We start from the raw sequence: 25560 nt of genomic DNA on the forward strand, positions 1-25560 counted from the left end.
ACGGTGATAATGATTGCTGTGATAGGAGGGGACGATAGCAGGTCGGCAACTTAAAGCCGGGAAACGATAAATTCTTTTAATCAACTATCAGAATAGTACATCAGTGCAACTTTTAAAACTTTTACGTAACATAACAAAAATGCATGTTTGATCACTATTTCTGCCATTAGTCACATATCCTTGCAATAGTGTGTTCTATCTCTCGTTTTCTTTGCGCCTGTTACATAGAATGTGCACAGAAATTTAACCTGCCTCATATTTGGAGCAAATATGGACCGCGTCTTGCACTTTATTCTCGCGATCGTAGTGGTTGCCATTCTGGCCTTGCTGGTCAGCCACAACCGTAAGCAGATTCGTATTCGTTATGTCATTCAGCTGCTTGTCATTGAAGTGCTGTTGGCCTGGTTCTTCCTGAACTCTGACATTGGTCTGGGTTTTGTGAAGGGCTTTTCGGAGATGTTTGAGAAACTCCTCGGTTTCGCCAATGAAGGGACAAACTTCGTCTTCGGCAATATGAATGATAAAGGCCTGGCTTTCTTCTTCCTGAAAGTGTTGTGCCCAATCGTGTTTATCTCCGCGCTGATCGGTATTTTGCAGCATATTCGTATTCTGCCTATCGTCATTCGCGCCATCGGTACCGTGTTGTCCAAAATTAACGGCATGGGCAAACTGGAATCTTTCAACGCTGTCAGCTCGCTGATTCTGGGCCAGTCAGAAAACTTTATCGCTTATAAAGATATCCTTGGCAAGATGTCCCGCAACCGCATGTACACCATGGCTGCTACGGCGATGTCTACAGTGTCCATGTCTATCGTAGGCGCATACATGACCATGCTGCAGCCAAAATATGTCGTTGCGGCGCTGGTACTCAACATGTTCAGTACCTTTATCGTTTTGTCGCTGATTAACCCCTATCGCGTAGACGAAAGCGAAGAAAATCTGCAGATGTCTAACCTGCATGAAGGGCAAAGCTTCTTCGAAATGCTGGGAGAATACATCCTGGCGGGCTTCAAAGTGGCGATTATCGTTGCCGCAATGCTGATCGGCTTTATTGCGCTTATTTCCGCGCTGAACGCCCTGTTCGCCACCGTCACCGGCTGGTTCGGTTATAGTATCTCCTTCCAGGGGATCCTCGGCTATATCTTCTATCCGGTTGCGTGGGTCATGGGCGTCCCGGCAGGTGAAGCGCTGCAGGTAGGTAGTATTATGGCCACCAAGCTGGTTTCTAACGAATTCGTCGCCATGATGGATCTGCAGAAAGTGGCCTCCACGCTCTCTCCGCGTGCGGAAGGCATCATCTCTATCTTCCTCGTCTCCTTCGCTAACTTCTCCTCTATCGGTATTATCGCCGGTGCGATTAAAGGACTGAACGAAGAGCAGGGTAACGTGGTTTCACGCTTCGGCCTGAAGCTGGTTTATGGTTCCACACTGGTAAGCGTGCTCTCTGCATCTATCGCCGCACTGGTACTGTAATCCGATATTCATTAAGCGAAAGCCGGGCAAGCCCCGGCTTTTTTACGCCTGCAGTTCGCTCAGCGGCTGCGGCTTACCAATCAGATACCCCTGCAAGTAGTCAACTCCAAGCTGGAGAAGCTTTTCCCGCTGCTCGGGCGTTTCAACATATTCCGCCACGACTTTCATCTTCTTAACCTTCGCCATCTCAATAATGGATTTAACCATAATGGCATCCAGCGGATCGGTCTCGATATCGCGCACAAAGCAGCCGTCAATTTTTACAATATCGGCCTGCAGGCTTTTCAGGCGCTCGTAGTTGGCATAGCCGGTACCAAAGTCATCAATGGCGATAGCGCAGCCGAAGTCTCTTAACTGCTGAATATTATGCAAACTGGTTTCAACATCGGAAAACGCCTGCTCTTCGGTGACTTCAATAGTTATCGCCTCCGCCGCCAGGTTATAGCGCTTAAACAGTGAGATAATCTGTGCTGCGCTATCCTTTTGCATCAGCGTGTAGGGCAGCAGATTCACGGAGAAATGCTTACCAGGATGATGGCTAAGGCTACTAAATAGGGTTTCCAGAATCTGCATATCAAAGCGCTGGCTCAGATTAAACTGCGCAATCAGCGGAATAAATCGATCGGGCGTAATGATGGTGTCACCGCAGCGCATACGGCTAAGAATTTCGTAGTAGCCCTCCCCTGAGGCATCCTGAATAGGCTGGGCGTACAGCACCAGCCCGCGTTCATTGAGCGCTTGCTTAATTTGCGCCAGCAGCCGTACCTGTTCGCTTGTTTGATCGGAAATCTGCTCTTGAGCGGCATCCAGCGGGAGTACCCGGCGCGATGCGCCCGCTTGCTCAGACAGCCAGCTAAGCTGGCCAAGCATCGGGTGAAGCTCAGACTCTATACCGCTGTAAGCGCCCCATGATGCGCCAAACTCCAGATCCAATCCCTGGTTATTCCAGCTGAACTTTTTATGGTTCAGCGTCGAAACAATATGGCTTAGGCGCGCTTCCGGTTCCGGACCATTGAGAACCAGCAATAGCTCGCTACCGGGCAGCTGAAAAATGCGCTCTCCCTGAGCTAACAGAGGCTGCAGCTTACGAACGATCTGCTTTTTGCTCTCCACTCTCATCATCATACCGTAGTGACGACTAAGGAAATCCAGATTCTGAATGCGCAGGCTGCTGATGGCGACAGTAGGGTGACACTGCAAGTGGCTCTCCAGCGCGCGCAAATTCGGCAATCCCGTAAGCGGATCTTCTTCCGCCTGCTCTCGCCATCTGAGCTTCATTCTTTCACTACGAGCATAAATATCTGCCATATAGAACAAACAGATAGTAAAAGAGATCAATACAGAAAGAACAAATGAGAGCGAATATTCAGTTTGTACACCGTGTAAAAAATTCTGGTTATAGGCGACCAGCAAAAATGCTGAAACAGACCATGCAATGCGAATCAACGTATGCCCAAGACGGCTAATACCAATAAAATACAAAATAAAAATAAGAGGGACTAAATAACCTGCAATAAAATCAGAATCATAAGGTGTACACAGCACAAGTAATACAGCCGTCAGGGCGACAAACCAATACACCGTAAATACCCGCTGCGTGCGAACCAGCCACGGCTGGCAATGATTACGCCAGAACGTTCTCGCATATCGCGGACTGATAATCATCCGCAACGGATAATAAAAGAAAGTTGTAAAAATTAATGCTGCGCTAATCAGGCTTTGTATATCAATAACGGTGTAGATAACCGACATATTGCCGAAATAGCTGGAAATCGCGAGCGGAAACGAAAAAAAGCGCCCCGCCAGATACATAGTGACTTTCAACAGGATCGGAGCAAAGAATCCCGCCCAAAAGATCCTTACGCCCATATGCTTTGCCGTCAGCCCTACGCGCCAGCGTCTTCCAAGCTGAAAGTAAAGAATGGCGCAGGAAATGAAAACCGAGAACAGCTGGCAAAATAGCAGAATCATTGCCTGAGCTACGGTCAGATCGATTATCCAGCTGTTGGTGATCGCAAATGCAATAATCAACGGGATAACCGCATAGCGACCGAAAATAAACAGCACGGAATACATTAAGCTCAACGGCAGCCATGCCAGATAAATTTGATTTCCATCAATGATGGTTTGTGGAGAAATAAATCTGGAGAGCGGAATTGCGATAAAGCAGACCAGGAGAGCCAGCAGAGTTTTTTTGATCTTAATGTTAAAATGATCAATCATTATTGTTAATTAAAACTCCTGCTGCAATAAATATTTTTAGGGGGCATAAATATTAATTCGCTTAATAAGCGCAAGCAAGATTTTACATTGTGAAAAAATCTGAAATTACTTTAAACAGAGATTTGCTGACTTATTCAGAAACAGCTTTACATTTTTATAGTTAAGAAATGAAAAACCCCCGCCGCAGCGAGGGTTCGATATTTTGGTGGAGCTAAGCGGGATCGAACCGCTGACCTCTTGCATGCCATGCAAGCGCTCTCCCAGCTGAGCTATAGCCCCACAGGACCTCTTTACGAACCAAACCTGTGGGAGCAGGTTTTGGTGGAGCTAAGCGGGATCGAACCGCTGACCTCTTGCATGCCATGCAAGCGCTCTCCCAGCTGAGCTATAGCCCCGTAACGTAAAGCGTGTCGTGTTGACGGGCGGCATAATATGAATTCCTTCGCCAGGTGTCAACGGCAAAATTAATCCCCGCTATTTGATCGCTGAAAAAGCAGGCAAACGGCTGACATTGCGAGCCTTATCGCAGCCAGAAGCTAAACATGTCACCCTTTCCTCTAAAAGGATGCTATAACATGTGCAACTAATTCCCACATATTTACTCAGGAAATAGTATGCTCAAGGAACGAATGACACCTGAAGAAATAGCGCATTTAACTGGCTTCAGCCGACAGACGATTAACAAATGGGTACGTAAGGAGGGATGGCAGACATCTCCGCGGCCCGGAGTTCAGGGCGGTAAAGCACGCCTGGTACATGTTAATGAGCAGGTTCGCGAATTTATCCGCAGCGCACAGCGCGTGGCCGAAAACCCAGTCCCCTATTCCGCAACAGATAGCGATTTAGAATCGCTGCTACTCACGCTGTGTAAAGAGATGACGCCGGGAGAGCAAAAGCTGTTTATGTCGCTGCTGCTACGTGAAGGGATTACCGGGCTACTCAATCGACTGGGTATCCGCGACCAGTGAAATAATGATGAAACTTAAAGACAAAATGACTCCAGCGGAACTCGCTGAGTGCCTTGATCTCGCCCGACAAACGATAAACCGCTGGGCCAGAGAGCAAAAATGGCGGACGGAAGCGATACCCGGCGTCAAAGGTGGGCGCGCGCGCCTTATTGTTATTGACAGGCCGGTTATCGATTTCCTGGCAAATATCCCCGCGCTGCGCCATCTGTCGATCGACAACCAGCTTGCCGAACAGCCGGTCAAATATCTGGTGAACGATGCTGATGCAATCTGGCGCCAGATTGTCGAGACTCTGCGCCTGATGACTCCGGCCGAACAGCTGCGCCTGCGCGATCTTCTTGCTCGCGAGGGGATCAGCGGATTTCTCTCCCGGCTCAGCATTACGGATACCGATAAATAGGCAAAAAAAACGGCGAGGATAGCTAACCCCGCCGTTTTGTTATTGCCGTTATCAAAATCAGGATTGCTGGTTTTCCCGCTCAGCAATATAGGCCAGCGCTTTATTGATACGTTCTACGCTGCGTGATTTACCGATCGCATGTACCGTCACGTCAAGCGCCGGAGACTGGCCTGCACCGGTCACCGCCACGCGCAGCGGCATCCCCACTTTGCCCATGCCTACTTCCAGCTCATCGGCCGTAGCCTGAATCGCGTGGTGAACATTTTCAGCCGTCCAGTCACTAATGGCGGCTAGTTTATCGCGCACCACCTCCAGCGGCTGACGGGCAACCGGACGCAGATGTTTTTTCGCCGCGTCGGCATCAAACTCGGCAAAATCTTCATAGAAATAACGGCAGCTCGCCGCCATCTCTTTCAGCGTTTTGCAACGTTCTCCCAGCAGTTTTACCAGTTCAGCCAGCTGCGGGCCGTTACGGGTGTCGATATTTTCCTGCTCAATGTGCCACTGTAAATGCGTTGCCACATATTCCGGCGCCAGCGAGTTGATATAGTGATGGTTCAGCCACTGCAGTTTTTCAGTGTTGAACGCGCTCGCAGATTTGCTCACCGCCCCCAGGCTGAACAGCTTGATCATCTCTTCACGAGAGAAAATCTCCTGGTCGCCGCTTGACCACCCTAAACGAACCAGATAGTTCAGCAGCGCTTCCGGCAGGTAGCCATCATCGCGATACTGCATAACGCTGACCGCGCCGTGACGCTTAGAGAGTTTCTTACCGTCGTCGCCGTTAATCATGGAGACGTGGGCGTATACCGGCACCGGCGCATTCAGCGCTTTCAGGATGTTAATCTGACGGGGAGTATTGTTGATATGGTCTTCGCCACGGATGACGTGGGTGATTTCCATATCCCAGTCATCAACCACAACGCAGAAATTGTAGGTTGGGGAACCATCGGTACGACGAATAATCAGGTCGTCCAGCTCCTGGTTGCTGAATTCAATCGGGCCACGGATCTGGTCATCAAAAACCACCGAACCGTTCTCCGGGTTGGCAAAACGTACAACGCAAGGTTCATCGTCAGCATGATGTTCATGACCATGGCGGCAGCGGCCGTCGTAGCGCGGCTTTTCACCTTTTGCCATCTGCTCTTCACGCAGGGCTTCCAGACGCTCTTTGGAGCAGTAGCACTTATAGGCCGTGCCCGCTTCCAGCATTTCATCAATGACGGCGTTATAGCGATCAAAACGCTTGGTCTGGAAGTATGGACCCTCATCCCACTCCAGGCTCAGCCAGTTCATACCATCCATAATGGCTTCAATGGCCTCCGGCGTGGAGCGCTCAAGATCGGTGTCTTCAATACGCAGCACAAACTCACCGCCGTGATTACGTGCAAAAAGCCAGGAATAGAGAGCAGTACGCGCACCGCCAACGTGCAGATAGCCTGTCGGGCTGGGCGCGAAGCGAGTTTTGATTTTCATGAATTGGCCTTACGTTTGATAAAGATGCCGACACGCGGCAGTGTTCGTTAGATTTTATGGGGGAATATTCTAACACCACAGGCTGATTCCTCAATGTTGTTCCCGTTTCAACCTCACGCTTTGCCCTTTTTGTTTATAAATCATGCGTCATAGATGACATTGCGATCGTTTTGTTTAATTTTACGACGAACAAACAAATTATTTAGAAAAGGCGTTGACTCATTTTCAACTCTCCCTATAATGCGACTCCACACAGCGGGGGTGATTAGCTCAGCTGGGAGAGCACCTCCCTTACAAGGAGGGGGTCGGCGGTTCGATCCCGTCATCACCCACCAACTACTTCGCGTAGTCTCCGCCGTGTAGCAAGAAATTGAGAAGTGGGTGATTAGCTCAGCTGGGAGAGCACCTCCCTTACAAGGAGGGGGTCGGCGGTTCGATCCCGTCATCACCCACCACTTTCTCGCCAGCTGGATTTCTTGCATTAAAATTGAAGTACCGAAGTGGGTGATTAGCTCAGCTGGGAGAGCACCTCCCTTACAAGGAGGGGGTCGGCGGTTCGATCCCGTCATCACCCACCACTTCGGGTCGTTAGCTCAGTTGGTAGAGCAGTTGACTTTTAATCAATTGGTCGCAGGTTCGAATCCTGCACGACCCACCAATGCAAAAAAGCGCCCTAAAGGCGCTTTTTTGCTATCTGCGATATATAAGATTCGAACCTGCGGCAGGTTCGAGTCGACAAAATTGTCGGGAACAATTTTGCATAACGCGAAGAGAGACAACGGAGCCGCCTGCGGCGACGGCCCGAAGGGCGAGCGAAGCGAGTCATCCTGCACGACCCACTATTGTAAAAATGGCGCTTGTGGCGCTTTTTTGCTATCTGCGATATCCAATCCTGAGCCAACAATCACCCCGTCAGCGCTTCCACCAGCTTTGTCAGCGCAGGCGTCGCCTGCTGCTGATCGTATACGATATACAAATCAGCGGGTATGCGTTCCTCCAGCGGTCGAAATGCAACCCCAGGCCACGTCATCTGCGCGTAGCTGTCCGCGATAAGCGTGATACCAATCCCCATGCTCACCATTGCCAGTACGGTTTGCGGCTCCATCACTTCGCGGACAATCATCGGCGAAAATCCGGCGCTCTGACAAACGCGTTGTAAAAACGTCCAGTCGGTATGGATTGAGGGCATGGTGACAAAATATTCGTTACGCAGCGCCTCAAGCGGGATCGCTTGACGCAGAGTAAGAGGATGTTCTTCCGGCATAGCCACCAGAAAAGAGGACTCATGCAAGCGCAGACTGGTAAAGCCTGGCGAAGGAGCCGTGGCCATCCTCCAGATTCCGGCATCCAGTTCTCGTCGTTCCAGCATCGCCATTTGCATCGCAGGCATATTTTCCCGGAAGAGCACCTCAACATTAGGGTTTTCTTTCAAAAAGCGGCGCATTACCGGGCGCATTTTTCCCCACATTGCCGTACCTATCACGCCCAGTTCTACCCGCCCTGCCTCCCCTCGGCCAATCTGTTCCACACGCGCCAGAGCCTGATTCGCACTGGAAAGAAGGCGGCGGGACTCCTCCATCAGAATTTTTCCTGCATGGGTCAACGCTACGCTGCGGGAATGGCGAATAAACAACAGCGTACCGAGCTGCTGTTCCAGATCTTTAATATGGATGCTCAGAGGAGGTTGCGACATATTCAGACGGGCAGCCGCACGACCAAAATGCAGCTCTTCTGCGACGGCCAGAAAATAGCGCAATAACTTCAGATCGATACGATGCGTGCGTTCCATGTGCGATGCGCTCCATAGGCGAAGGATAATGCGCAAAGTTACCACATTGCATCACACTAAATGAAACGGCGGGAATGAATCCCGCCGCTGAAAAGCATTAATGTGCTAGCTCTTTCTGCATTAGCTTCTCGGGTTCGTGCTTATATCTGAAGAACAGGGCAAAAATAATCGCCAGAATGAATGAATAGGCCGCAAATACCAGCCAGATAGTCTGCCAGTCTTTCACCCCGTCTACCGAGAAGTAATCAACGGCCATTCCGCTCAGGATCGAGCCAACCCATGCCCCAACGCCGTTAACCATCGTCATGAACAGTCCCTGCGCGCTGGCGCGAATATTCGAGCTGACCTCTTGCTCCACGAAAACCGAACCTGAAATATTAAAGAAGTCGAATGCGCAGCCGTACACGATCATCGACATCAGCAACAGAATAAAACCGAACGGAGACGGGTCGCCAAAGGCGAAAAAACCAAAGCGTAGCGTCCACGCCAGCATACTCATCAGCATTACCGTTTTGATGCCAAAACGTTTAAGAAAGAACGGAATGGTAAGAATAAAAGCGACTTCCGCCATCTGCGAAACCGAAAGCAGAATAGAGGGATACTTCACGACAAAGCTGTCGGCAAACTCCGGGTTGCGGGCAAAATCATGCAGGAATGGATTCCCGAAGACGTTTGTAATTTGCAGCACCGCTCCCAGCATCATTGCGAAGAAAAAGAAAATGGCCATCCGCGGATTTTTAAACAGTACGAATGCATCCAGCCCCAGTTTACTGACAAGGGTGGTGCTGGCTTTCTTCTCAGCCACGGGAATTTTCGGTAGCGTGAACGCGTACATCGCCAGTAACAATGATGCGGCAGATGCGATATACAGCTGGGCGCTGCTTAACTCCAGCCCCATCAGGCTCACCGTCCACATGGCGACAATAAAACCGATAGTACCGAACACGCGAACAGGCGGGAATGCCGTCGCCGGATCCTGGCCAGACTGCGCCAGACAGGAATAGGCAACACTGTTAGACAACGAGATAGTCGGCATATAGGCCATCGCGTTAATCAGCATTACCCAAAACATTGTATCCGGGTCGGTAACGGTGGTTGCATAAAGCAGCACTCCGGCACAGACCAGGTGGCAGAGCATATAGGCTCGTTCCGCGCGTAACCATTTATCGGCAATAATTCCCATAATGCCGGGCATGATAATTGCCGCCAACCCTTTAGAGCTATAAATCATACCGACGTTTGCACCGGTAAAATGCAACGTGTTTATCATGTAAGAACCCAGGGTTACCAGCCAGCTTCCCCAGATAAAATATTGCAAAAACGACATGAGCTTTAAGCGAGAGGCGATACCCATTTTTCCGTTCCTTGCCATTAAAGTAAGACCCCGCGTACGGGGTCAATATTTATTATTTTCAGGCCAGTTTGCGTAAAAAGCCGCAGATCAGGTTGATAAAGTTCTGCTGCGAGAGTTTGGCCACCGCCAGAGTTTGCGCATGGGATAATTTCACATCGCCCAGTCCTTCGGCCAGGTTAGTGATTGCAGAGACCGCAACCACTTTCATCCCACAGTGACGCGCGGCGATCACTTCTGGCACCACCGACATCCCCACCACATCGCCGCCGATAATCTGCATCATGCGAATCTCTGCCGCCGTTTCAAAATTCGGCCCGGGATAGGAAACAAAGACTCCTTCAGTGAGCGGAAAACCCTCTTCTGCCGCGACGCTGTGCAGAACGGCGCGGAGATCCGCATCGTAGGCGTTCGCCAGCGAAAAGAAGCGCTCGCCGAAACGTTCATCATTCAGGCCCACCATTGGCGTACCCGGCATGGTGTTAATATGATCGTTAAGCGCCACCAGGCTACCCGGCCCGACCTCCGGGCGCAACGAACCAGCCGCGTTAGTGCAAAACAGCAGTTCGCAACCCAGCAGCTTTAGCGTCCGGATGGCATCGGTCATTACCGTCATGCCCCGTCCTTCGTAGAAATGGCCCCGCCCTTTCATACAGGCGACGGGGACGCCAGCCAGATGACCAAGCACCAGTTCACCCGCATGACCGTGCACGGTGCTAACCGGGAAGCCAGGTAGCTTTTCATAAGAAATAGCCACCGCATCTTCAATTTGTTCTGCCAGCGCTCCAAGACCAGAACCAAGAATAAACGCCACGCGCGGCGTGAAATCAGGTTTGTAGCCGCGAATAATATCGGCGCTATACCACGGGTTCCGGGAGAAAAGAGTGTCGCTCATAAGCTGTCCTTAAACTGAAGAATCGATAATTGATTGGGTACAATGTCGATATAACGATGCTACGCAATCGATTACCAATACAGTTTTCTCGGACGTTTAATATAAAAAAGCTATTGATTTCATATCTGATACAAAGGGTCGTTCTCACGCAGAGAGGTCAACTGGCTGGCCTGATGCCGCACCACCTCCCACAGCGCCTCAGCGGCAGTGGAAAGTGAGCGATTTTTACGCCGCACCAGCATCAACTGACGTTGCACCACCGGCGTGAGTCGCTTCACCTGCAAATGGCTACCCTGCGGGAGAGGGAGCGCCAGCGCGGGTAATATGCTGATACCTATCCCCGACTCAACCATTGGGAACAATGTTGCCGGATGACCTATCTCCTGCACAATATTCGCAGCAACTGAGAATCCCGAAAGCGCCGCATCAATAAGCGGACGGCTACCAGAGGCATAATCCTGAAGCACCAGCCGCTGGTGCTGTAGCGCCAGCCAGCTCACCGAATCCTGTTCAGCAAAGGGATGATCGTAGCGGCAAAGCAATAAGAACGGCTCTGCCAGTACGGTTTCGCACTCTAAATCGGTTGCGGCTCCTGGATCGATAACAATGCCAAAATCAACCTCTCCCTGGCGAATACTCTCCAGAACCCACTGCTGGGGCCGATCGTGGAGAACAAAATCGATCTCCGGATAAAGCTGATTCGCGGAGGCAATGCACTGGGGGATCAGATGAGCCGAAATGGTCTGGCTGGCCGCCACCCGGACGGTTCCCATAAGCTGCTGCCCGACGCGCCCGGCCTCACGCAGAGTGCTGTTTAATTCATCGAGCAGGCGTTCAAGTCGGACCGCCAGCTGCTGCCCGGCTTCCGTGAGCACCACTTCACGCGTTGTCCGGTCCAGCAAACGTACGCCGATTTGATGCTCAAGTTCTTTTACGCTATGGCTTACCGCCGACTGGCTAAGGCCAATACTCTCCCCTGCCCGGCTAAAGCTTTTGACGCGAGCAACTGTCACAAACACCTTCAACTGACGCAGCGTGTAATTCATCTCTTTTATTCATGAATAGATGCAATAAATCGATTTTATTTCTCAAACTAAAGAAAGCACAATAGCGACATCGATTTTCAGGAGCGTTTATGAAATTTTTCCGCATTCTTGATCCATTCACTCTGACGTTAGTCACCGTCGTCCTGTTGGCTTCTTTTTTCCCTGCCCGCGGCGGATTTGTCCCCTTCTTTGAACATTTAACCACCGCCGCCATCGCGCTGCTGTTCTTTATGCACGGCGCAAAGCTTTCTCGTGAGGCGATCGTTGCCGGGGGAAGCCACTGGCGTTTGCATCTTTGGGTAATGTGCAGCACCTTTATCGTCTTTCCCGTTCTTGGCGTGCTGTTCGCCTGGTGGGCGCCTATTAACGTTGATCCGGCGCTGTATACCGGGTTTATTTACCTTTGCATTCTGCCCGCCACCGTCCAGTCCGCTATCGCGTTTACTTCGCTGGCGGGCGGCAACGTCGCGGCTGCCGTCTGTTCGGCTTCGGCCTCAAGCCTGCTGGGGATCTTTATTTCGCCATTGCTTGTCGGCCTGCTGATGAATCTGCACGGCGCGGGCGGGAGTCTGGAGCAGGTCGGCAAAATTATGCTGCAGCTGCTCCTGCCGTTTGTGCTGGGTCATCTTTCTCGCCCATGGATTGGTAACTGGGTGGCCAAACATAAAAAATGGATCTCGAAAACCGACCAGACCTCCATCCTGCTGGTGGTCTACTCGGCGTTCAGCGAGGCGGTCGTGAACGGCATCTGGCACAAAGTCGGCATTGGATCGCTGCTGTTTATCGTTATTGTCAGCATCGTGCTGCTGGCGATTGTGATTGCCATCAACGTCTTTGTTGCACGTAAATGCGGGTTCAATAAAGCGGATGAAATTACGATAGTCTTCTGCGGGTCGAAAAAGAGCCTGGCAAACGGAATTCCGATGGCCAATATTCTCTTTCCGACCTCAATACTGGGGATCATGGTGCTGCCTCTGATGATCTTCCACCAGATTCAGCTTATGGTGTGCGCGGTTCTGGCTCGGCGCTACAAGCGCCAGGCGGAAGCGCTACAGGCGCAGGAAAAAAACCGCGCCTCCGAGGCTTAACGCGGACGCTTAAGGGGCTGCACCAGACTGGTCAGTCCCTCTGTTTTAATCAACAGGGTTAATGCCATCAGTTCACCAAGGTGCCCGGCGGGAAATTGCTCCTTACGGGCGAACCACAGCAAATACTCTTCCGGCACATCAATTAAGCGACGCCCTTTATATTTGCCAAACGGCATTTCCGTATTGGCAATTTCAATAAGCTGCTCTTTATCCACGCGACTCTCCGAGCAGACGCAGCATTTCCTCTTCATCAATCACCGCAATCCCCAGCGCCTGGGCTTTCGCAAGCTTAGAGCCGGCAGCTTCCCCGGCGATAACGAGGTCGGTTTTCTTCGACACGCTGCCCGCAACCTTAGCACCCAGCGCGACCAGCCGCGCTTTCGCATCATCGCGCGAGAGCTGACTCAGACTGCCGGTCAGAACGACCGTTTTCCCGGCAAATGGGCTATCAATATCTTCAGCATTGACCACCACCGGCGCAGGCCAGCGAACGCCTTCTTTACGCAGCTGAGCAATCACTTCACGGTTGCTCTCTTCAGCAAAGAAATTACGTACGTGCGTGGCGACCACTATCCCGACGTCAGGCACTTTTTGCAGCTCTTCAAGCGATGCCTGTTCCAGTGCTTCAATGGTGCCAAAATGGGCGGCTAAACCTGCCGCCGTCGCCTCGCCGACTTCACGGATCCCCAGCGCATAAAGGAAGCGGGCAAAAGTTGTCTCTTTTGACTTTTCGAGGGCATCCACCACGTTCTGCGCTGATTTCGGCCCCATGCGATCCAGCCCGGTGAGTTTACCCGGCGTTAGCTGGAAGAGATCGGCTGGCGTATGTACGTACTCTTTCTCAACAAGCTGATCGATGATTTTATCGCCCATCCCTTCAACGTCCAGGGCGCGGCGAGAGACAAAGTGCTTGAGTGCTTCCTTACGCTGCGCGCCGCAGATAAGACCACCGGTGCAGCGAGTAACCACTTCGCCCTCTACGCGCTCCACGTCGGAATGACATACCGGGCAATGCGTAGGGAAGACTATTTCGCGGGTCTCCTCCGGACGTTCCGAAAGCACGACATTCACGACCTGGGGAATAACATCCCCGGCACGACGAATGACTACCTTGTCACCGATTCGCAGTCCCAGGCGCTCGATTTCATCGGCATTGTGGAGGGTCGCGTTGCTGACCAGTACTCCGGCGACGTGTACCGGCTCCAGACGCGCAACCGGCGTGATGGCGCCGGTACGCCCAACCTGAAACTCAACATCGCGTACGAAGGTCATCTGTTCCTGAGCTGGAAACTTGAACGCCACCGCCCATCGCGGCGCGCGGGCCACAAATCCCAGCTGTTCCTGCAGCTCCAGAGAATCGACTTTGATCACCACGCCGTCGATATCAAACCCCAGAGTCGGACGATCCTCTTCCACCTTATGATAGTAAGTAAGCACTTCCTCTGGCGTATGGCAGAGTTTTACACGGGCGCTGACCGGCAGCCCCCAGGCCTTAAACTGCTCCAGACGCGCCGAGTGACTCCGTGGCAGCTCACCGCCTTCCAGCACGCCCACGCCATAACAAAAGAAAGTCAGCGGACGCTTCGCGGTAATCCGCGGATCGAGCTGACGTAACGAACCGGCAGCCGCATTACGTGGGTTAGCAAAGACTTTCCCACCGGTCCTTCGCGCCTCTTCATTAATTTTTTCGAAACCGGCCTGCGGCAGGAAAACTTCGCCACGAACCTCAAGCCGCTGAGGAATATTGTCACCGCGTAATTTCAGAGGGATGGCGCGGATGGTACGCACATTGGAAGTTATATCTTCGCCGGTCGTCCCATCGCCGCGGGTCGCCGCCTGGACCAGTAAGCCGTTTTCATACAGGATACTGACCGCCAGGCCATCCAGCTTGAGCTCGCAACAGTAGGTCAGGTCATCGGTATTTTTCAGGCGATCCTGAACGCGCTTATTAAACGCGAGGAAGCTTTCTTCATCGAAGGCGTTATCCAACGACAGCATAGGGACTTCATGGCGCACCTGGCTGAACGCAGCCAGCGGCGCTGCGCCAACCCGCTGGGTGGGAGAGTCCGGCGTGATGAGTTCAGGATGCTGAGCTTCCAGTTCACGTAGTTCACGCATTAGCCGATCGTATTCAGCATCAGGGATTTCCGGCGTATCCATAACGTGGTACAGGTATTCATGATGGCGAAGCGTGGTTCGCAGTTCAGTCAGTTTTTGTTCGTTCGATTCCATATCACACCATCAATGATAAAAAACCCCCGACGGGCGGGGGTTCAGGATAAGTCGATGAAACGCAAGAAGATGAATCAGGCGTTAGCCTCTTTCACTTCACGAATGCGGTCCTGGTATTCACGCAGTTTTTGCGGCGTCATCATACGACGCTGGTCGTCCAGCACTACGCCGCCGACTTCATCAGCGATGTACTGTGCCGATTGCAGCATCAGCTTAAAGTTTTGCAGTTCATCGCCAAAGGACGGAACCTGCATAAAGATTGTCACCCCGGGCGTCATCATATCCGCCATGCTGTCCGGATTGAAGGTGCCAGGCTTGACCATATTGGCCAGACTAAAGAGCACCTGACCGCTGCCGTCCGGGCTGAGGTGGCGATGGAAGATGTTCATATCGCCGAATTTAAAGCCCGCCTGCTGAATACTATTGATTAACAGCTCGCCATTAAGCTGCGAACCATGATGCGCGGCGACGTTCATCACAATGACCGTCTCCTTACGCTCTTTAGGCTGCGGTGCTGCCTGCTGAGGCTCAGGGGCCTGAGGTTCAGGCGCCGGCTGAGGCGCAGGAGCGGCGGCCGGTTGCTGAACCGGCTGCTGCGCATGCTGAACGGGTTGCTGCGGCTGCAACGGCTGTTGAGGCTGCGCGGGCTGCTGAGGCTGTACTGGCTGCGGCTGCATCACCGGCTGCTGAGGCGGCACGGCGTGATGCGGTTGTTGAACCGGTGCCTGGGCATGAACAGGCTGTTGCTGCGGCGCCTGCGGGGCACGGACAGGCTCCTCCGGACGCACAGGCGGCTGCTGAGCCTGACGCTCATAAGGAGGCTGATACTGGTGCTGCGGCTGACGAGGTGCTTCATGCTCCCCATGAACGCCAGCCGGCGCATGATTAGTCCGATGAACCCGGACTTCACCAACGCCTTCAACATCGTCATCAAAGTCATCGCCTTCCGACTCTTGATCGTCGCGAGACTTCATACGTTTCAGTGGGCGATCGCGAAACATCGAGGAACGTTCTTTACGGCTGGTCCAGAAACCATGCACCAGTAAAGCGATTATGGCGATCGCGCCAACAATGATTAATATCAGACGCAAATCCTGCATCATTATATTCTCTGTTGTTCTAACACCTTGCCACCACGGCAAACATTTACTCACTAAGAGTATTTGTCGATTACATCAAGTGCAAGTGCGTCTGGGGCTTTCACTACATAAAGATGAACTAAATCGTGCTTTTTGCTGTTTTTTCGAACATTTCTTAACTGGTTATTGTTTGCTAACCCGATAAAATAGCCCGGCATTCAGTCTGGATGTCACAAAAGGAGCATTACCTGACTATGGTTTCATCATCCGTAACGACCCCGCGCAGTGGCGTCTACTATTTTTCGCAGGGTTGGAAGCTGATCGGGCTGCCGGGGATCCGTCGATACGTCTTCCTTCCTTTACTCGTCAACATTGTGCTGATGGGTGGCGCCTTCTGGTGGCTGTTCACTCGCCTCGGCAGCTGGATTCCCTCTTTGATGAGCCACGTTCCCGAATGGTTGCAATGGCTTAACTATTTGCTATGGCCCATCGTGGTCATTTCTATTCTGCTGGTCTTCGGCTACTTTTTCTCGACTATTGCCAACTGGATTGCCGCGCCTTTTAGCGGCCTGCTGGCCGAGCAGCTTGAAGCGCGCCTGACGGGCGCAACGCCTCCAGACGTGGGGGTTTTCGGCATCGTGAAAGATGTGCCGCGCATCATGAAGCGGGAGTGGCAAAAGTTCGCCTGGTATCTTCCGCGAGCCATCGTGCTGTTGCTCCTCTACTTCATTCCCGGCGTTGGCCAGACCGTTGCCCCCGTACTGTGGTTCCTGTTCAGCGCCTGGACGCTGGCAATTCAGTACTGCGACTACCCTTTCGATAACCATAAAGTGCCGTTTAAAACGATGCGTCAGGCGCTACGTACCCGCAAAGCGATCAATATGCAGTTTGGCGCCCTGACCAGCCTGTTTACCATGATCCCGGTTCTGAATCTGGTTATTCTGCCGGTAGCTATTTGCGGCGCGACGGCAATGTGGGTTGATTGTTACCGCGACAAGCATGCGATGTGGAAATAACGCTTTCTCTTCCGGAGCGGCTTATGCCGCTCCTTATTACTTCTGGATTGCCATTATTTCTCTTCCGAATATAGATATGCTAAATCCTTACTTCCGCATATTCTTTAAGCGGGTATGCTGGAGCCGTACTCCCAAATTTCATACAGTTAAGGACAGGCCATGAGTAAGATTTTTGAAGACAACTCCCTGACTATCGGCCACACGCCGCTGGTACGACTGAACCGCATCGGTAACGGGCGCATTCTGGCAAAGGTAGAATCTCGTAACCCGAGCTTTAGCGTAAAATGCCGTATCGGTGCCAATATGATTTGGGATGCCGAAAAACGCGGCGTGCTAAAACCTGGCGTTGAACTGGTAGAACCCACCAGCGGTAATACCGGTATTGCTCTGGCCTACGTTGCTGCAGCTCGCGGTTATAAACTGACGCTGACGATGCCGGAAACCATGAGCATTGAACGCCGCAAGCTGCTTAAAGCCCTTGGCGCTAATCTGGTCCTGACCGAAGGCGCGAAAGGCATGAAGGGCGCCATCCAGAAGGCCGAAGAAATTGTCGCCAGCAACCCGGAAAAATTCCTTCTGCTGCAGCAGTTCAGCAACCCGGCTAACCCGGAAATTCATGAAAAAACCACCGGCCCGGAAATCTGGGAAGATACCGATGGTCAGGTCGACGTATTCATTTCTGGCGTCGGTACCGGCGGTACTCTGACCGGCGTGAGCCGCTATATCAAAGGCACCAAAGGTAAAAAAGATCTGATTACCGTTGCGGTAGAGCCTACCGATTCCCCGGTCATCTCTCAGGCGATTGCGGGAGAAGAACTCAAGCCAGGCCCGCACAAAATTCAGGGTATTGGCGCCGGCTTCATTCCCGGCAACCTGGATTTAAAACTGGTTGATAAAGTAGTGACCATCACTAACGAAGAAGCGATTTCCACCGCGCGCCGTCTGATGGAAGAGGAAGGCATTCTGGCTGGGATCTCATCCGGCGCTGCCGTTGCCGCCGCGCTGAAGCTGCAGGAAGATGAATCCTTTACCAATAAGAATATTGTAGTTATCCTACCTTCTTCAGGTGAGCGCTATTTAAGCACTGCACTGTTCGCGGATCTGTTCACAGAGAAAGAACTGCAACAGTAATGCCAGCTTGTTAATATCGTGTAAAAAAGCACCTTTTCAGGTGCTTTTTTGTGGCGCACATCAAACTTTTACCCCTCCTGGCATTGATTCACTTCGTTGGGTCTGGTATTTAACCAGCACATTTATTTCGATGCGCGAAATTATTCCGGTAAGGATTTCCATAAGCTGAATCGATTTTATGATTTGGTTCAAGTCTTCCTTTAGCGGCATAATGTTTAATGACGTGGTAGACGTTAACGGCCTGAAGGTTTCCACTGCGATTCGTTGCTGCTGGGGCCGGAGCCCGACACGTGATGCCGGCGCTAACGATACAGGCTAAAGTTTGGCCGTTAGGCTAAACTTTAGGTCCACAACACTAAACCTATAAGTTGGGGAAATATAATGTTCCAGCAAGAAGTTACTATTACCGCTCCGAACGGTCTGCACACCCGCCCTGCTGCTCAGTTTGTTAAAGAAGCAAAAGGCTTCACTTCTGAGATCACTGTAACCTCCAACGGCAAAAGCGCCAGCGCCAAAAGCCTGTTCAAACTGCAGACTCTGGGCCTGACCCAGGGCACCGTTGTGACTCTCTCTGCCGAAGGCGAAGATGAGCAAAAAGCAGTTGAGCATCTGGTTAAACTGATGGCTGAACTCGAGTAAGTTCACGGGTTCTTTTTAATATCAGTCACAAGTAAGGTAGGGTTATGATTTCAGGCATTTTAGCATCCCCGGGTATCGCTTTCGGCAAGGCTCTTCTGCTGAAAGAAGATGAAATTGTCATCGACCGGAAGAAAATTTCTGCCGATAAGGTTGATCAGGAAGTTGAACGTTTTCTGAACGGCCGCACCAAGGCCTCCGCCCAGCTGGAGGTCATCAAAACCAAAGCTGGTGAAACTTTCGGTGAAGAAAAAGAAGCCATCTTCGAAGGGCACATCATGCTGCTGGAAGATGAGGAGCTTGAGCAGGAAATCATAGCCCTGATTAAAGATAAGCATATGACTGCCGATGCGGCAGCCAATGAAGTTATCGAAGGTCAGGCTACTGCCCTGGAAGAACTGGATGACGAATACCTGAAAGAGCGTGCGGCTGACGTACGCGACATCGGTAAGCGCCTGCTGCGCAACATCCTCGGCCTGGCCATCATCGATCTGAGCGCGATTCAGGATGAAGTTATCCTGGTTGCAGCTGACCTCACCCCGTCTGAAACCGCACAGCTGAACCTGAACAAGGTGCTGGGTTTCATCACCGACGCGGGCGGCCGTACTTCCCACACCTCGATTATGGCGCGTTCCCTTGAACTGCCGGCCATCGTGGGCACCGGTAGCGTGACCACCCAGGTGAAAAACGGCGATTATCTGATTCTCGACGCGGTGAATAACCAGGTTCTGGTTAACCCGAGCGATAAACAAATCGAAGAACTGCGCAACCTGCAGGCACAGGTCGCTGAAGAGAAAGCGGAACTCGCTAAGCTGAAAGACCTGCCGGCAATTACGCTGGACGGCCATCAGGTTGAAGTATGTGCCAATATCGGTACCGTACGCGACGTTGAAGGTGCCGAGCGTAACGGCGCAGAAGGCGTAGGTTTATATCGTACTGAATTCCTGTTCATGGACCGCGACTCCCTGCCAACTGAAGAAGAGCAGTTCGCAGCTTATAAAGCGGTTGCCGAAGCGTGCGGCTCGCAGGCCGTTATCGTTCGCACCATGGATATCGGCGGCGACAAAGAGCTGCCGTACATGAACTTCCCGAAAGAAGAAAACCCGTTCCTCGGCTGGCGTGCCGTGCGTATCGCAATGGATCGCAAAGAAATTCTGCGCGACCAGGTACGCGCTATTCTGCGCGCTTCCGCTTTCGGTAAACTGCGCATCATGTTCCCGATGATCATCTCTGTTGAAGAAGTGCGTGCACTGAAAAAAGAGATTGAAATCTACAAGCAGGAACTGCGCGACGAAGGTAAAGCATTTGACGAAGCAATCGAGATTGGCGTCATGGTGGAAACCCCTGCCGCTGCGACAATTGCTCGTCACTTAGCCAAAGAAGTTGATTTCTTTAGTATCGGTACCAATGATTTAACGCAGTATACTCTGGCAGTTGACCGTGGTAATGATATGATTTCACATCTTTACCAGCCAATGTCTCCGTCCGTGCTGACGCTGATTAAGCAAGTTATTGATGCTTCTCATGCTGAAGGCAAATGGACAGGCATGTGCGGTGAGCTTGCGGGCGATGAACGTGCTACACTTCTGTTGCTGGGTATGGGTCTGGACGAGTTCTCTATGAGCGCCATTTCCATCCCGCGCATTAAGAAGATTATTCGTAACACGAACTTCGAAGATGCGAAAGTATTAGCAGAGCAGGCTCTTGCTCAACCGACAACGGACGAGTTAATGACGCTGGTTAACAAGTTCATTGAAGAAAAAACAATCTGCTAATTCACGAGATGCGCGGCCCAAATTACTGCTTAGGAGAAGATCATGGGTTTGTTCGATAAATTGAAATCTCTGGTTTCTGATGACAAAAAAGACACCGGAACTATTGAGATTGTTGCCCCGCTCTCTGGCGAGATCGTCAACATCGAAGACGTGCCGGATGTAGTTTTTGCGGAAAAAATTGTGGGTGATGGCATTGCTATCAAACCTACTGGCAACAAAATGGTTGCGCCGGTAGATGGTACCATCGGTAAAATTTTTGAAACCAACCATGCGTTTTCAATCGAATCTGATAGCGGCATCGAGCTGTTCGTTCACTTCGGTATTGATACCGTTGAATTGAAAGGCGAAGGCTTCAAACGTATCGCTGAAGAAGGCCAGCGTGTGAAAGTCGGCGACCCGGTTATCGAATTCGATCTGCCTCTGCTGGAAGAGAAAGCCAAGTCTACCCTGACTCCGGTTGTTATCTCCAACATGGACGAGATCAAAGAGCTGATCAAACTGTCCGGTAGCGTGACCGTGGGTGAAACTCCGGTTATCCGCATCAAGAAGTAATTCTTGCCGCAGAAAAATGGCGCCTCTCAGGGCGCCATTTTTTTATCTCACCGTTTTTAACGGTCGATAACGCGGGTATTTTCACTCCTTCGGAGCGACTTTCCAGTATTCGCGTCTCGCTATCAAACGCTGGTCAATTACCCCGATGCGCCACAACGTCGCAGATACCTTACCGCGCCTGGCGACCGTAGTTTCGTACTGCCCGACGGCTCTCTCCTGCCGAAGCTCCACTAATCGATAGCTCTTTATACGCGCTCTCCCGGAGGCGGAAGAATAAGCTCATCGCAGCCGTGGCGTTTGGTCCAGGTCATTACCGCCAGCACCCGCTGCGCGGCGGCATGAGCGGCTTCGCCCAGCGACAATCCGCAAACCAGGCCGCTCACCAGCTCAGCGCAAAAGAGGTCGCCCGTTCCCTTTAGGTCAGTCTCAACGCGCGGATGTTCCACCACCTCAACCGACTCTGCGCTAACCACCAGCACGTTGATAGTCGCATTATCCGCTCCCGGCGCGCTGGTAATAACGACCCATTTCAGTGAATCGGAGAGCAGGCTGCGGGCAGCCGTAATCGCCTCCTGCTGATTACGACAAGGCAAGCCGCTCAACGTCTCAAGCTCAAAGAGATTCGGCGTGATCCCCTGCGCCAGCGGAAGCAAATGGGTACGATAAGCGTCAGGTATTTCGGCCTTTACGTAGATACCGCTATCCACGTCGCCAATGACCGGATCGACGAGAATACATAGTCCAGGATGCTGCTGGCGAATGCGCAGCAGCCATTGCGCCAGACGTTTGATCTGCACCGCGCTGCCCATATAACCGGTAGTCACCGCCCGCAGTTCACGTAGCGCATCGCGCTCCTCCAGCGCTTTTAAATAACCGGCAAACCACTCTTCGGGAATTACGCCGCCGTAGAAAGTATCATAGTGCGGAGTATTGCTGAACAGCACCGTCGGCACCGCCATGACCCGCAGTCCGTGCTGCTTGATCGCCGGTACCGCTATGCTGTTTCCTACGCTGCCGTAAACCACCTGCGATTGTACGGCCACAATATCAACCTGCAGCGCCCGGCTTTTATCGTTAAAGAGCACCGATTGTATTTCATCCTGCTGATCCATCCTTTCTCCTCCCGCTGGACAGCGACTCAGACTCTGATTATTATTTGTCCTATGCTAAAATTCATTTTGTCATAGGTCAATAATGATCGTTGGAAAAACTGCCAGTGAAATCTTCGATAACATTCGCTACCTGGTAGAAAGCGGCGTACTAAAAGCTGGCGATGTTTTGCCGCCGGTACGCGAGCTGGCTGGCAAATTGTCGGTTAACCGTAATACCGTCGCTGCCGCCTATAAGCGACTGGTGACCTCCGGTCTGGCCATCAGCCAGGGGCGCAATGGTACCGCGATTAAAACGCATAATACGCTTCCCGCGCTTGAAGGGGGCGATCCTTCTTCTACGCTGAAGGATATTTCCAGCGGCAATCCCGATCCTCGCCGACTGGCGAACCTCAAGAACTACATTCAGGCGGTGTCTTTAGCCCCTCGCCTGTACGGCGATGCGGCGGTAGAACCGCGTCTGGCCGTCTGGGCCAGTTCCTGGATCGGCAAAGATTTGGCTAGAAAGGCCGAGATTAATCTTGCCAGCGGCGCAGTTGACGCACTGGAGCGCCTGCTGTGCGCTCTACTGTTGCCCGGGGATAGCGTAGCAATCGAAGATCCCTGTTTTCTCAGTAGTATCAATATGCTGCGCTATGCCGGTTTTAAGCCCTCACCGGTGCCGGTCGATGGTGAAGGCATGCAGCCTGCGGCCCTCGAGGAGGCGCTGCGCAACGGCGCGCGGGCGGTCATTATTACCCCGCGAGCGCATAATCCAACCGGCTGTAGCCTCAGCCAGTCTCGTGCCCGGGCAATACGCGAAATTCTGGCCCGCTATCCGCAGGTTCTGGTGATTGTTGATGACCATTTTGCGCTGCTCTCCTCCACGCCCTGGTACTCCCCTATTGCCGCAGAAAACCAGCGCTGGGCGCTGGTGCGCTCGCTGTCGAAAACCCTTGGGCCGGACATGCGCCTGGCCATCGTCGCCAGCGATTCAGAGACGTCGGCGGCGCTGCGCCTCAGGCTTAACTCCGGTAGCCAATGGGTCAGCCATCTGCTGCAGGATCTGGTGTTTGCCTGCCTTAACGATGATGCTTTTATGGCTTCCCTGGACGAGAGTCGGCGCCACTATCGTCAGCAGCATGAAAAGCTGATTAGCGGGCTCGCCAGGTGCGGAATAGCCCATCTTACGCCGGGAGATGGCCTTAATTTTTGGTTCCCGCTGGCAGAGCCGAGCCAGCGGATAGCGCTTCGCCTTGCCCGTGCCGGCTGGCTGGTTCGCGAAGGCGAAACGTTCGGAATTAACGCCCCGGCGCACGGGCTACGGCTGTCGATTGCGACGCTCAGTGATAATGAAATTAATAAGCTTGCCAATGACTTACGTCAGATATTACAACAACAATAATGGAATTTAACGCTAGCGGAAGACGCCGACTTCTTATGAACCAGAAACGCCGTACGTTGCTCGATAAAATAAGCGTACAGCATTCTTTTTCTGAAAATTGAACTAAGCTACCGCGAACAGAGTAGAATCTGACGTAATTGTCACTATCGAAGGGATTCAAAATGCAAAAAATTCTTTGCGCGGTTATCGCATTGTTCCTCGCGCTCCCCGCCGCAGCGAAACTTAACGCCTGGCAAGAAGCGCGTATTAACGCCATGCTGGATGCCCTGGCGCAACAAAAAGAGCTGACTTTCGTGCGTAATGGCGATGCCCATACCTGTGAGGAAGCGGTATCGCACCTGCGTTTGAAATTAGGCAATACTCGTAACCGTATCAATACTGCTGAGCAGTTTATTGATAAAGTCGCCTCATCATCATCTATTACCGGAAAACCTTATATCGTTAAAATCCCGGGAAAAAACGATGAAAACGCAAAGCCTTATCTGCACGCGCTGCTCGCTGAGACGGACAAAACGCTCGCGGCAGAGGAAAAATAGTTCACTAAAAGGGCGCCGGAAATGCACAACCCCAACCTACAGCTAAAAGCCGCCATTGAGGCCTGCGATCGCGCTATTTCGCAGGAGGATTACGATACCCTGCTGGAATATTATGCGGAAGACGCCGCGCTGGTTGTCAAACCGGGCATGGTGGTCAAAGGGAAAGAAAATATTCGCCGGGCGTTTATCGCCATTGCCGACTATTTCCAGCATCGGCTGGTGGTGACGCAGGGTAAAATGGAGATTATTGAAGGCGGCGGCAATGCGCTGGTGATCATGGAGACCCGGATGGACATCCCGACTGCGGAAGCCGGGACAACTCAGATCACGCGGCGCGCAACCTATGTCTTTCGTCAGCAGGGCGAGCGTTGGCTATGTACCGTTGATAACTCTTACGGTACCGATCTGCTCGACGCTCCCGAGGTTTAAATCCCCGCGCCCTGGGCAAAATTCTCTTCGCCAAACACGCCGGTAGAAAGGTAGCGATCGCCGCGGTCGCAGACGATCGCCACCACTACCGCTCCGGGATTATCACGGGCAATTCGTAACGCGCCCGCCACCGCGCCGCCTGAACTGACGCCGCAGAAAATCCCCTCCTTCACCGCCAGCGCGCGCATAGTATTCTCCGCATCCAGCTGATGGATATCCAGCACCGCGTCCACCAGCTGTGCGTTAAAAATCCCCGGCATATATTCAGCAGGCCAACGGCGAATTCCGGGAATACTGCTGCCCTCTTCCGGCTGCAGGCCGACGATACTGACCGCTTTATCCTGCTCGCGCAGAAAGCGAGAAACGCCGGTAATAGTGCCGGTAGTCCCCATGCTGGAGACAAAGTGCGTAATCCGTCCACCGGTCTGCCGCCAGATTTCCGGCCCGGTGGTAGCGTAATGCGCGAAAGGATTATCCGGGTTGTTGAACTGATCCAGCAGCTTGCCTTCACCGCGCTGGGCCATTGCCAGCGCCAGATCGCGTGCGCCTTCCATTCCCTGCTCTTTGGTCACCAGAATCAGCTCGGCGCCGTAGGCGCGCATGGCGGCACGACGCTCCTGGCTCATATTGTCCGGCATCAGCAGCTTCATCTGATAGCCTTTAAGCGCGGCGATCATCGCCAGCGCAATACCGGTATTGCCGCTGGTGGCTTCAATCAGCACATCGCCCGGCTTAATCTCTCCGCGCTTTTCGGCTTCGACAATCATCGACAGCGCAGCGCGATCCTTCACGGAACCTGCCGGATTATTGCCTTCTAGTTTGACCCAAATCTCACTGCCGTTATCCGGCCCCATGCGCTGAAGCTTGACCAGAGGCGTATTGCCAATCGTTTGTTCTAATGTATTCACGTTTTTTGCCCAATAAAAAGGCCGGGGAGAGTTTACCCGGCCTGCAAACGTCCCTCGGGTGGCG

At 52.4% G+C, this 25560-nt stretch carries 23 protein-coding genes and 6 tRNA genes; 16 read left to right on the forward strand and 13 right to left on the reverse strand.

The window, feature by feature from the left end:
* The first annotated feature begins 270 nt into the window (after positions 1–270).
* A complete protein-coding gene (locus tag GJ746_RS17970; RefSeq protein WP_154681422.1) occupies positions 271–1473 on the forward strand; it encodes a NupC/NupG family nucleoside CNT transporter in 1203 nt (400 codons plus the stop codon).
* A 42-nt stretch (positions 1474–1515) separates the two neighbouring features.
* On the opposite strand, the gene GJ746_RS17975 is transcribed toward GJ746_RS17970, so the two are convergent.
* The 3 genes from GJ746_RS17975 to GJ746_RS17985 all read right to left on the reverse strand — a co-directional run bounded on the left by GJ746_RS17975 (position 1516) and on the right by GJ746_RS17985 (position 4091).
* Complete coding sequence (locus tag GJ746_RS17975) at positions 1516–3696, reverse strand: EAL domain-containing protein (RefSeq protein WP_154681423.1); 2181 nt, start codon at positions 3694–3696, stop codon at positions 1516–1518.
* 203 nt (positions 3697–3899) lie between these two features.
* Positions 3900–3975, reverse strand: a tRNA-Ala gene (locus tag GJ746_RS17980).
* Between the two features lie 40 nt (positions 3976–4015).
* Positions 4016–4091, reverse strand: a tRNA-Ala gene (locus GJ746_RS17985).
* A 219-nt stretch (positions 4092–4310) separates the two neighbouring features.
* On the opposite strand from GJ746_RS17985, the gene GJ746_RS17990 reads away from it, so the two are divergent.
* Both GJ746_RS17990 and GJ746_RS17995 read left to right on the forward strand, forming a co-directional pair.
* The gene (locus tag GJ746_RS17990) at positions 4311–4664 is read left to right on the forward strand and encodes a YfeC-like transcriptional regulator (RefSeq protein ID WP_154681424.1); all 354 of its coding nucleotides are present in this window, start codon (positions 4311–4313) and stop codon (positions 4662–4664) included.
* A 4-nt stretch (positions 4665–4668) separates the two neighbouring features.
* Entirely contained in the window at positions 4669–5064 is a 396-nt protein-coding gene (locus tag GJ746_RS17995) for a YfeC-like transcriptional regulator (protein WP_154681425.1), read from the forward strand.
* 57 nt (positions 5065–5121) lie between these two features.
* Here GJ746_RS17995 and gltX read toward each other — a convergent pair whose 3' ends face one another.
* Complete coding sequence (gene gltX / locus GJ746_RS18000) at positions 5122–6540, reverse strand: glutamate--tRNA ligase (RefSeq protein ID WP_154681426.1); 1419 nt, start codon at positions 6538–6540, stop codon at positions 5122–5124.
* A gap of 259 nt (positions 6541–6799) precedes the next feature.
* On the opposite strand from gltX, the gene GJ746_RS18005 reads away from it, so the two are divergent.
* The 4 genes from GJ746_RS18005 (at position 6800) to GJ746_RS18020 (ending at position 7198) form a co-directional block, all read left to right on the forward strand.
* Positions 6800–6875, forward strand: a tRNA-Val gene (locus GJ746_RS18005).
* Positions 6876–6919: 44 nt separating this feature from the next.
* Positions 6920–6995: transfer RNA gene (locus GJ746_RS18010), tRNA-Val, on the forward strand.
* Between the two features lie 47 nt (positions 6996–7042).
* Positions 7043–7118: transfer RNA gene (locus GJ746_RS18015), tRNA-Val, on the forward strand.
* Positions 7119–7122: 4 nt separating this feature from the next.
* Positions 7123–7198, forward strand: a tRNA-Lys gene (locus GJ746_RS18020).
* Between the two features lie 246 nt (positions 7199–7444).
* Here GJ746_RS18020 and GJ746_RS18025 read toward each other — a convergent pair.
* From GJ746_RS18025 to GJ746_RS18040, 4 genes are all read right to left on the reverse strand, one after another.
* Complete coding sequence (locus tag GJ746_RS18025; RefSeq protein WP_154681427.1) at positions 7445–8329, reverse strand: LysR family transcriptional regulator; 885 nt, start codon at positions 8327–8329, stop codon at positions 7445–7447.
* A gap of 97 nt (positions 8330–8426) precedes the next feature.
* The gene (locus GJ746_RS18030) at positions 8427–9683 is read right to left on the reverse strand and encodes a nucleoside permease (RefSeq protein ID WP_154681428.1); all 1257 of its coding nucleotides are present in this window, start codon (positions 9681–9683) and stop codon (positions 8427–8429) included.
* A 58-nt stretch (positions 9684–9741) separates the two neighbouring features.
* Positions 9742–10575: a xanthosine phosphorylase gene (gene xapA, locus GJ746_RS18035; RefSeq protein ID WP_154681429.1), complete on the reverse strand. Its 834-nt coding sequence runs from the start codon at positions 10573–10575 to the stop codon at positions 9742–9744.
* Positions 10576–10694: 119 nt separating this feature from the next.
* The gene (locus tag GJ746_RS18040) at positions 10695–11621 is read right to left on the reverse strand and encodes a LysR family transcriptional regulator (protein WP_154681430.1); all 927 of its coding nucleotides are present in this window, start codon (positions 11619–11621) and stop codon (positions 10695–10697) included.
* 89 nt (positions 11622–11710) lie between these two features.
* Between GJ746_RS18040 and GJ746_RS18045 the strand changes: the two genes are divergently transcribed.
* Positions 11711–12709 carry a bile acid:sodium symporter family protein gene (locus GJ746_RS18045; protein ID WP_154681431.1) on the forward strand — a complete coding sequence of 333 codons (999 nt, stop codon included), beginning with the start codon at positions 11711–11713 and terminating at the stop codon, positions 12707–12709.
* Here the strand turns inward: GJ746_RS18045 and GJ746_RS18050 are convergent.
* From GJ746_RS18050 to zipA, 3 genes are all read right to left on the reverse strand, one after another.
* Positions 12706–12924, reverse strand: coding sequence for a DUF3820 family protein (locus GJ746_RS18050; RefSeq protein WP_154681432.1), 219 nt, complete (start codon positions 12922–12924; stop codon positions 12706–12708). The two genes, GJ746_RS18045 and GJ746_RS18050, sit on opposite strands and share 4 nt — an antisense overlap.
* Positions 12917–14941 (reverse strand): NAD-dependent DNA ligase LigA, encoded by a 2025-nt coding sequence (gene ligA, locus GJ746_RS18055; RefSeq protein WP_154681433.1) that lies wholly within the window; start codon positions 14939–14941, stop codon positions 12917–12919. Before ligA ends, GJ746_RS18050 begins: the two co-directional genes overlap by 8 nt.
* A 74-nt stretch (positions 14942–15015) precedes the next feature.
* Positions 15016–16044 (reverse strand): cell division protein ZipA, encoded by a 1029-nt coding sequence (gene zipA / locus GJ746_RS18060; RefSeq protein ID WP_195908752.1) that lies wholly within the window; start codon positions 16042–16044, stop codon positions 15016–15018.
* 230 nt (positions 16045–16274) lie between these two features.
* On the opposite strand from zipA, the gene cysZ reads away from it, so the two are divergent.
* From cysZ to crr, 5 genes are all read left to right on the forward strand, one after another.
* Entirely contained in the window at positions 16275–17036 is a 762-nt protein-coding gene (gene cysZ / locus GJ746_RS18065) for a sulfate transporter CysZ (protein WP_154681434.1), read from the forward strand.
* A 159-nt stretch (positions 17037–17195) separates the two neighbouring features.
* Positions 17196–18167, forward strand: a complete 972-nt coding sequence (cysK, locus tag GJ746_RS18070; protein WP_154681435.1) for a cysteine synthase A — start codon at positions 17196–17198, stop codon at positions 18165–18167.
* A gap of 381 nt (positions 18168–18548) precedes the next feature.
* Positions 18549–18806: a phosphocarrier protein Hpr gene (gene ptsH, locus GJ746_RS18075; protein WP_002913505.1), complete on the forward strand. Its 258-nt coding sequence runs from the start codon at positions 18549–18551 to the stop codon at positions 18804–18806.
* Between the two features lie 44 nt (positions 18807–18850).
* A complete protein-coding gene (gene ptsI / locus GJ746_RS18080; protein WP_154681436.1) occupies positions 18851–20578 on the forward strand; it encodes a phosphoenolpyruvate-protein phosphotransferase PtsI in 1728 nt (575 codons plus the stop codon).
* A gap of 42 nt (positions 20579–20620) precedes the next feature.
* Entirely contained in the window at positions 20621–21130 is a 510-nt protein-coding gene (gene crr / locus GJ746_RS18085) for a PTS glucose transporter subunit IIA (RefSeq protein ID WP_000522253.1), read from the forward strand.
* A 245-nt stretch (positions 21131–21375) separates the two neighbouring features.
* On the opposite strand, the gene pdxK is transcribed toward crr, so the two are convergent.
* Positions 21376–22242: a pyridoxine/pyridoxal/pyridoxamine kinase gene (gene pdxK, locus GJ746_RS18090; protein WP_154681437.1), complete on the reverse strand. Its 867-nt coding sequence runs from the start codon at positions 22240–22242 to the stop codon at positions 21376–21378.
* 82 nt (positions 22243–22324) lie between these two features.
* Here pdxK and ptsJ point away from each other — a divergent pair, with 82 nt between their 5' ends.
* The 3 genes from ptsJ to GJ746_RS18105 all read left to right on the forward strand — a co-directional run bounded on the left by ptsJ (position 22325) and on the right by GJ746_RS18105 (position 24588).
* Entirely contained in the window at positions 22325–23623 is a 1299-nt protein-coding gene (ptsJ, locus tag GJ746_RS18095) for a transcriptional regulator PtsJ (protein ID WP_154681438.1), read from the forward strand.
* Positions 23624–23784: 161 nt separating this feature from the next.
* Positions 23785–24159, forward strand: a complete 375-nt coding sequence (locus GJ746_RS18100) for a YfeK family protein (RefSeq protein WP_154681439.1) — start codon at positions 23785–23787, stop codon at positions 24157–24159.
* A 21-nt stretch (positions 24160–24180) separates the two neighbouring features.
* The gene (locus GJ746_RS18105; RefSeq protein ID WP_154681440.1) at positions 24181–24588 is read left to right on the forward strand and encodes a YybH family protein; all 408 of its coding nucleotides are present in this window, start codon (positions 24181–24183) and stop codon (positions 24586–24588) included.
* Here GJ746_RS18105 and cysM read toward each other — a convergent pair.
* On the reverse strand, positions 24585–25496 hold the full coding sequence (gene cysM / locus GJ746_RS18110; protein ID WP_154681441.1) for a cysteine synthase CysM: 912 nt from the start codon (positions 25494–25496) through the stop codon (positions 24585–24587). The genes GJ746_RS18105 and cysM overlap by 4 nt on opposite strands.
* Positions 25497–25560: the final 64 nt, after the last annotated feature.

This window comes from Klebsiella oxytoca, from assembly GCF_009707385.1.
GTDB lineage: Bacteria > Pseudomonadota > Gammaproteobacteria > Enterobacterales > Enterobacteriaceae > Klebsiella > Klebsiella oxytoca_C.

Coding starts and splice junctions, on each gene's coding strand:
- GJ746_RS17970 (WP_154681422.1), top strand. CDS start 271: ATGGACCGCGTCTTGCACTTTATTCTCGCGATCGTAGTGGTTGCCATT.
- GJ746_RS17975 (WP_154681423.1), bottom strand. CDS start 3,696: ATGATTGATCATTTTAACATTAAGATCAAAAAAACTCTGCTGGCTCTC.
- GJ746_RS17990 (WP_154681424.1), top strand. CDS start 4,311: ATGCTCAAGGAACGAATGACACCTGAAGAAATAGCGCATTTAACTGGC.
- GJ746_RS17995 (WP_154681425.1), top strand. CDS start 4,669: ATGATGAAACTTAAAGACAAAATGACTCCAGCGGAACTCGCTGAGTGC.
- gltX (WP_154681426.1), bottom strand. CDS start 6,540: ATGAAAATCAAAACTCGCTTCGCGCCCAGCCCGACAGGCTATCTGCAC.
- GJ746_RS18025 (WP_154681427.1), bottom strand. CDS start 8,329: ATGGAACGCACGCATCGTATCGATCTGAAGTTATTGCGCTATTTTCTG.
- GJ746_RS18030 (WP_154681428.1), bottom strand. CDS start 9,683: ATGGGTATCGCCTCTCGCTTAAAGCTCATGTCGTTTTTGCAATATTTT.
- xapA (WP_154681429.1), bottom strand. CDS start 10,575: ATGAGCGACACTCTTTTCTCCCGGAACCCGTGGTATAGCGCCGATATT.
- GJ746_RS18040 (WP_154681430.1), bottom strand. CDS start 11,621: ATGAATTACACGCTGCGTCAGTTGAAGGTGTTTGTGACAGTTGCTCGC.
- GJ746_RS18045 (WP_154681431.1), top strand. CDS start 11,711: ATGAAATTTTTCCGCATTCTTGATCCATTCACTCTGACGTTAGTCACC.
- ligA (WP_154681433.1), bottom strand. CDS start 14,941: ATGGAATCGAACGAACAAAAACTGACTGAACTGCGAACCACGCTTCGC.
- zipA (WP_195908752.1), bottom strand. CDS start 16,044: ATGATGCAGGATTTGCGTCTGATATTAATCATTGTTGGCGCGATCGCC.
- cysZ (WP_154681434.1), top strand. CDS start 16,275: ATGGTTTCATCATCCGTAACGACCCCGCGCAGTGGCGTCTACTATTTT.
- cysK (WP_154681435.1), top strand. CDS start 17,196: ATGAGTAAGATTTTTGAAGACAACTCCCTGACTATCGGCCACACGCCG.
- ptsH (WP_002913505.1), top strand. CDS start 18,549: ATGTTCCAGCAAGAAGTTACTATTACCGCTCCGAACGGTCTGCACACC.
- ptsI (WP_154681436.1), top strand. CDS start 18,851: ATGATTTCAGGCATTTTAGCATCCCCGGGTATCGCTTTCGGCAAGGCT.
- crr (WP_000522253.1), top strand. CDS start 20,621: ATGGGTTTGTTCGATAAATTGAAATCTCTGGTTTCTGATGACAAAAAA.
- pdxK (WP_154681437.1), bottom strand. CDS start 22,242: ATGGATCAGCAGGATGAAATACAATCGGTGCTCTTTAACGATAAAAGC.
- ptsJ (WP_154681438.1), top strand. CDS start 22,325: ATGATCGTTGGAAAAACTGCCAGTGAAATCTTCGATAACATTCGCTAC.
- GJ746_RS18100 (WP_154681439.1), top strand. CDS start 23,785: ATGCAAAAAATTCTTTGCGCGGTTATCGCATTGTTCCTCGCGCTCCCC.
- GJ746_RS18105 (WP_154681440.1), top strand. CDS start 24,181: ATGCACAACCCCAACCTACAGCTAAAAGCCGCCATTGAGGCCTGCGAT.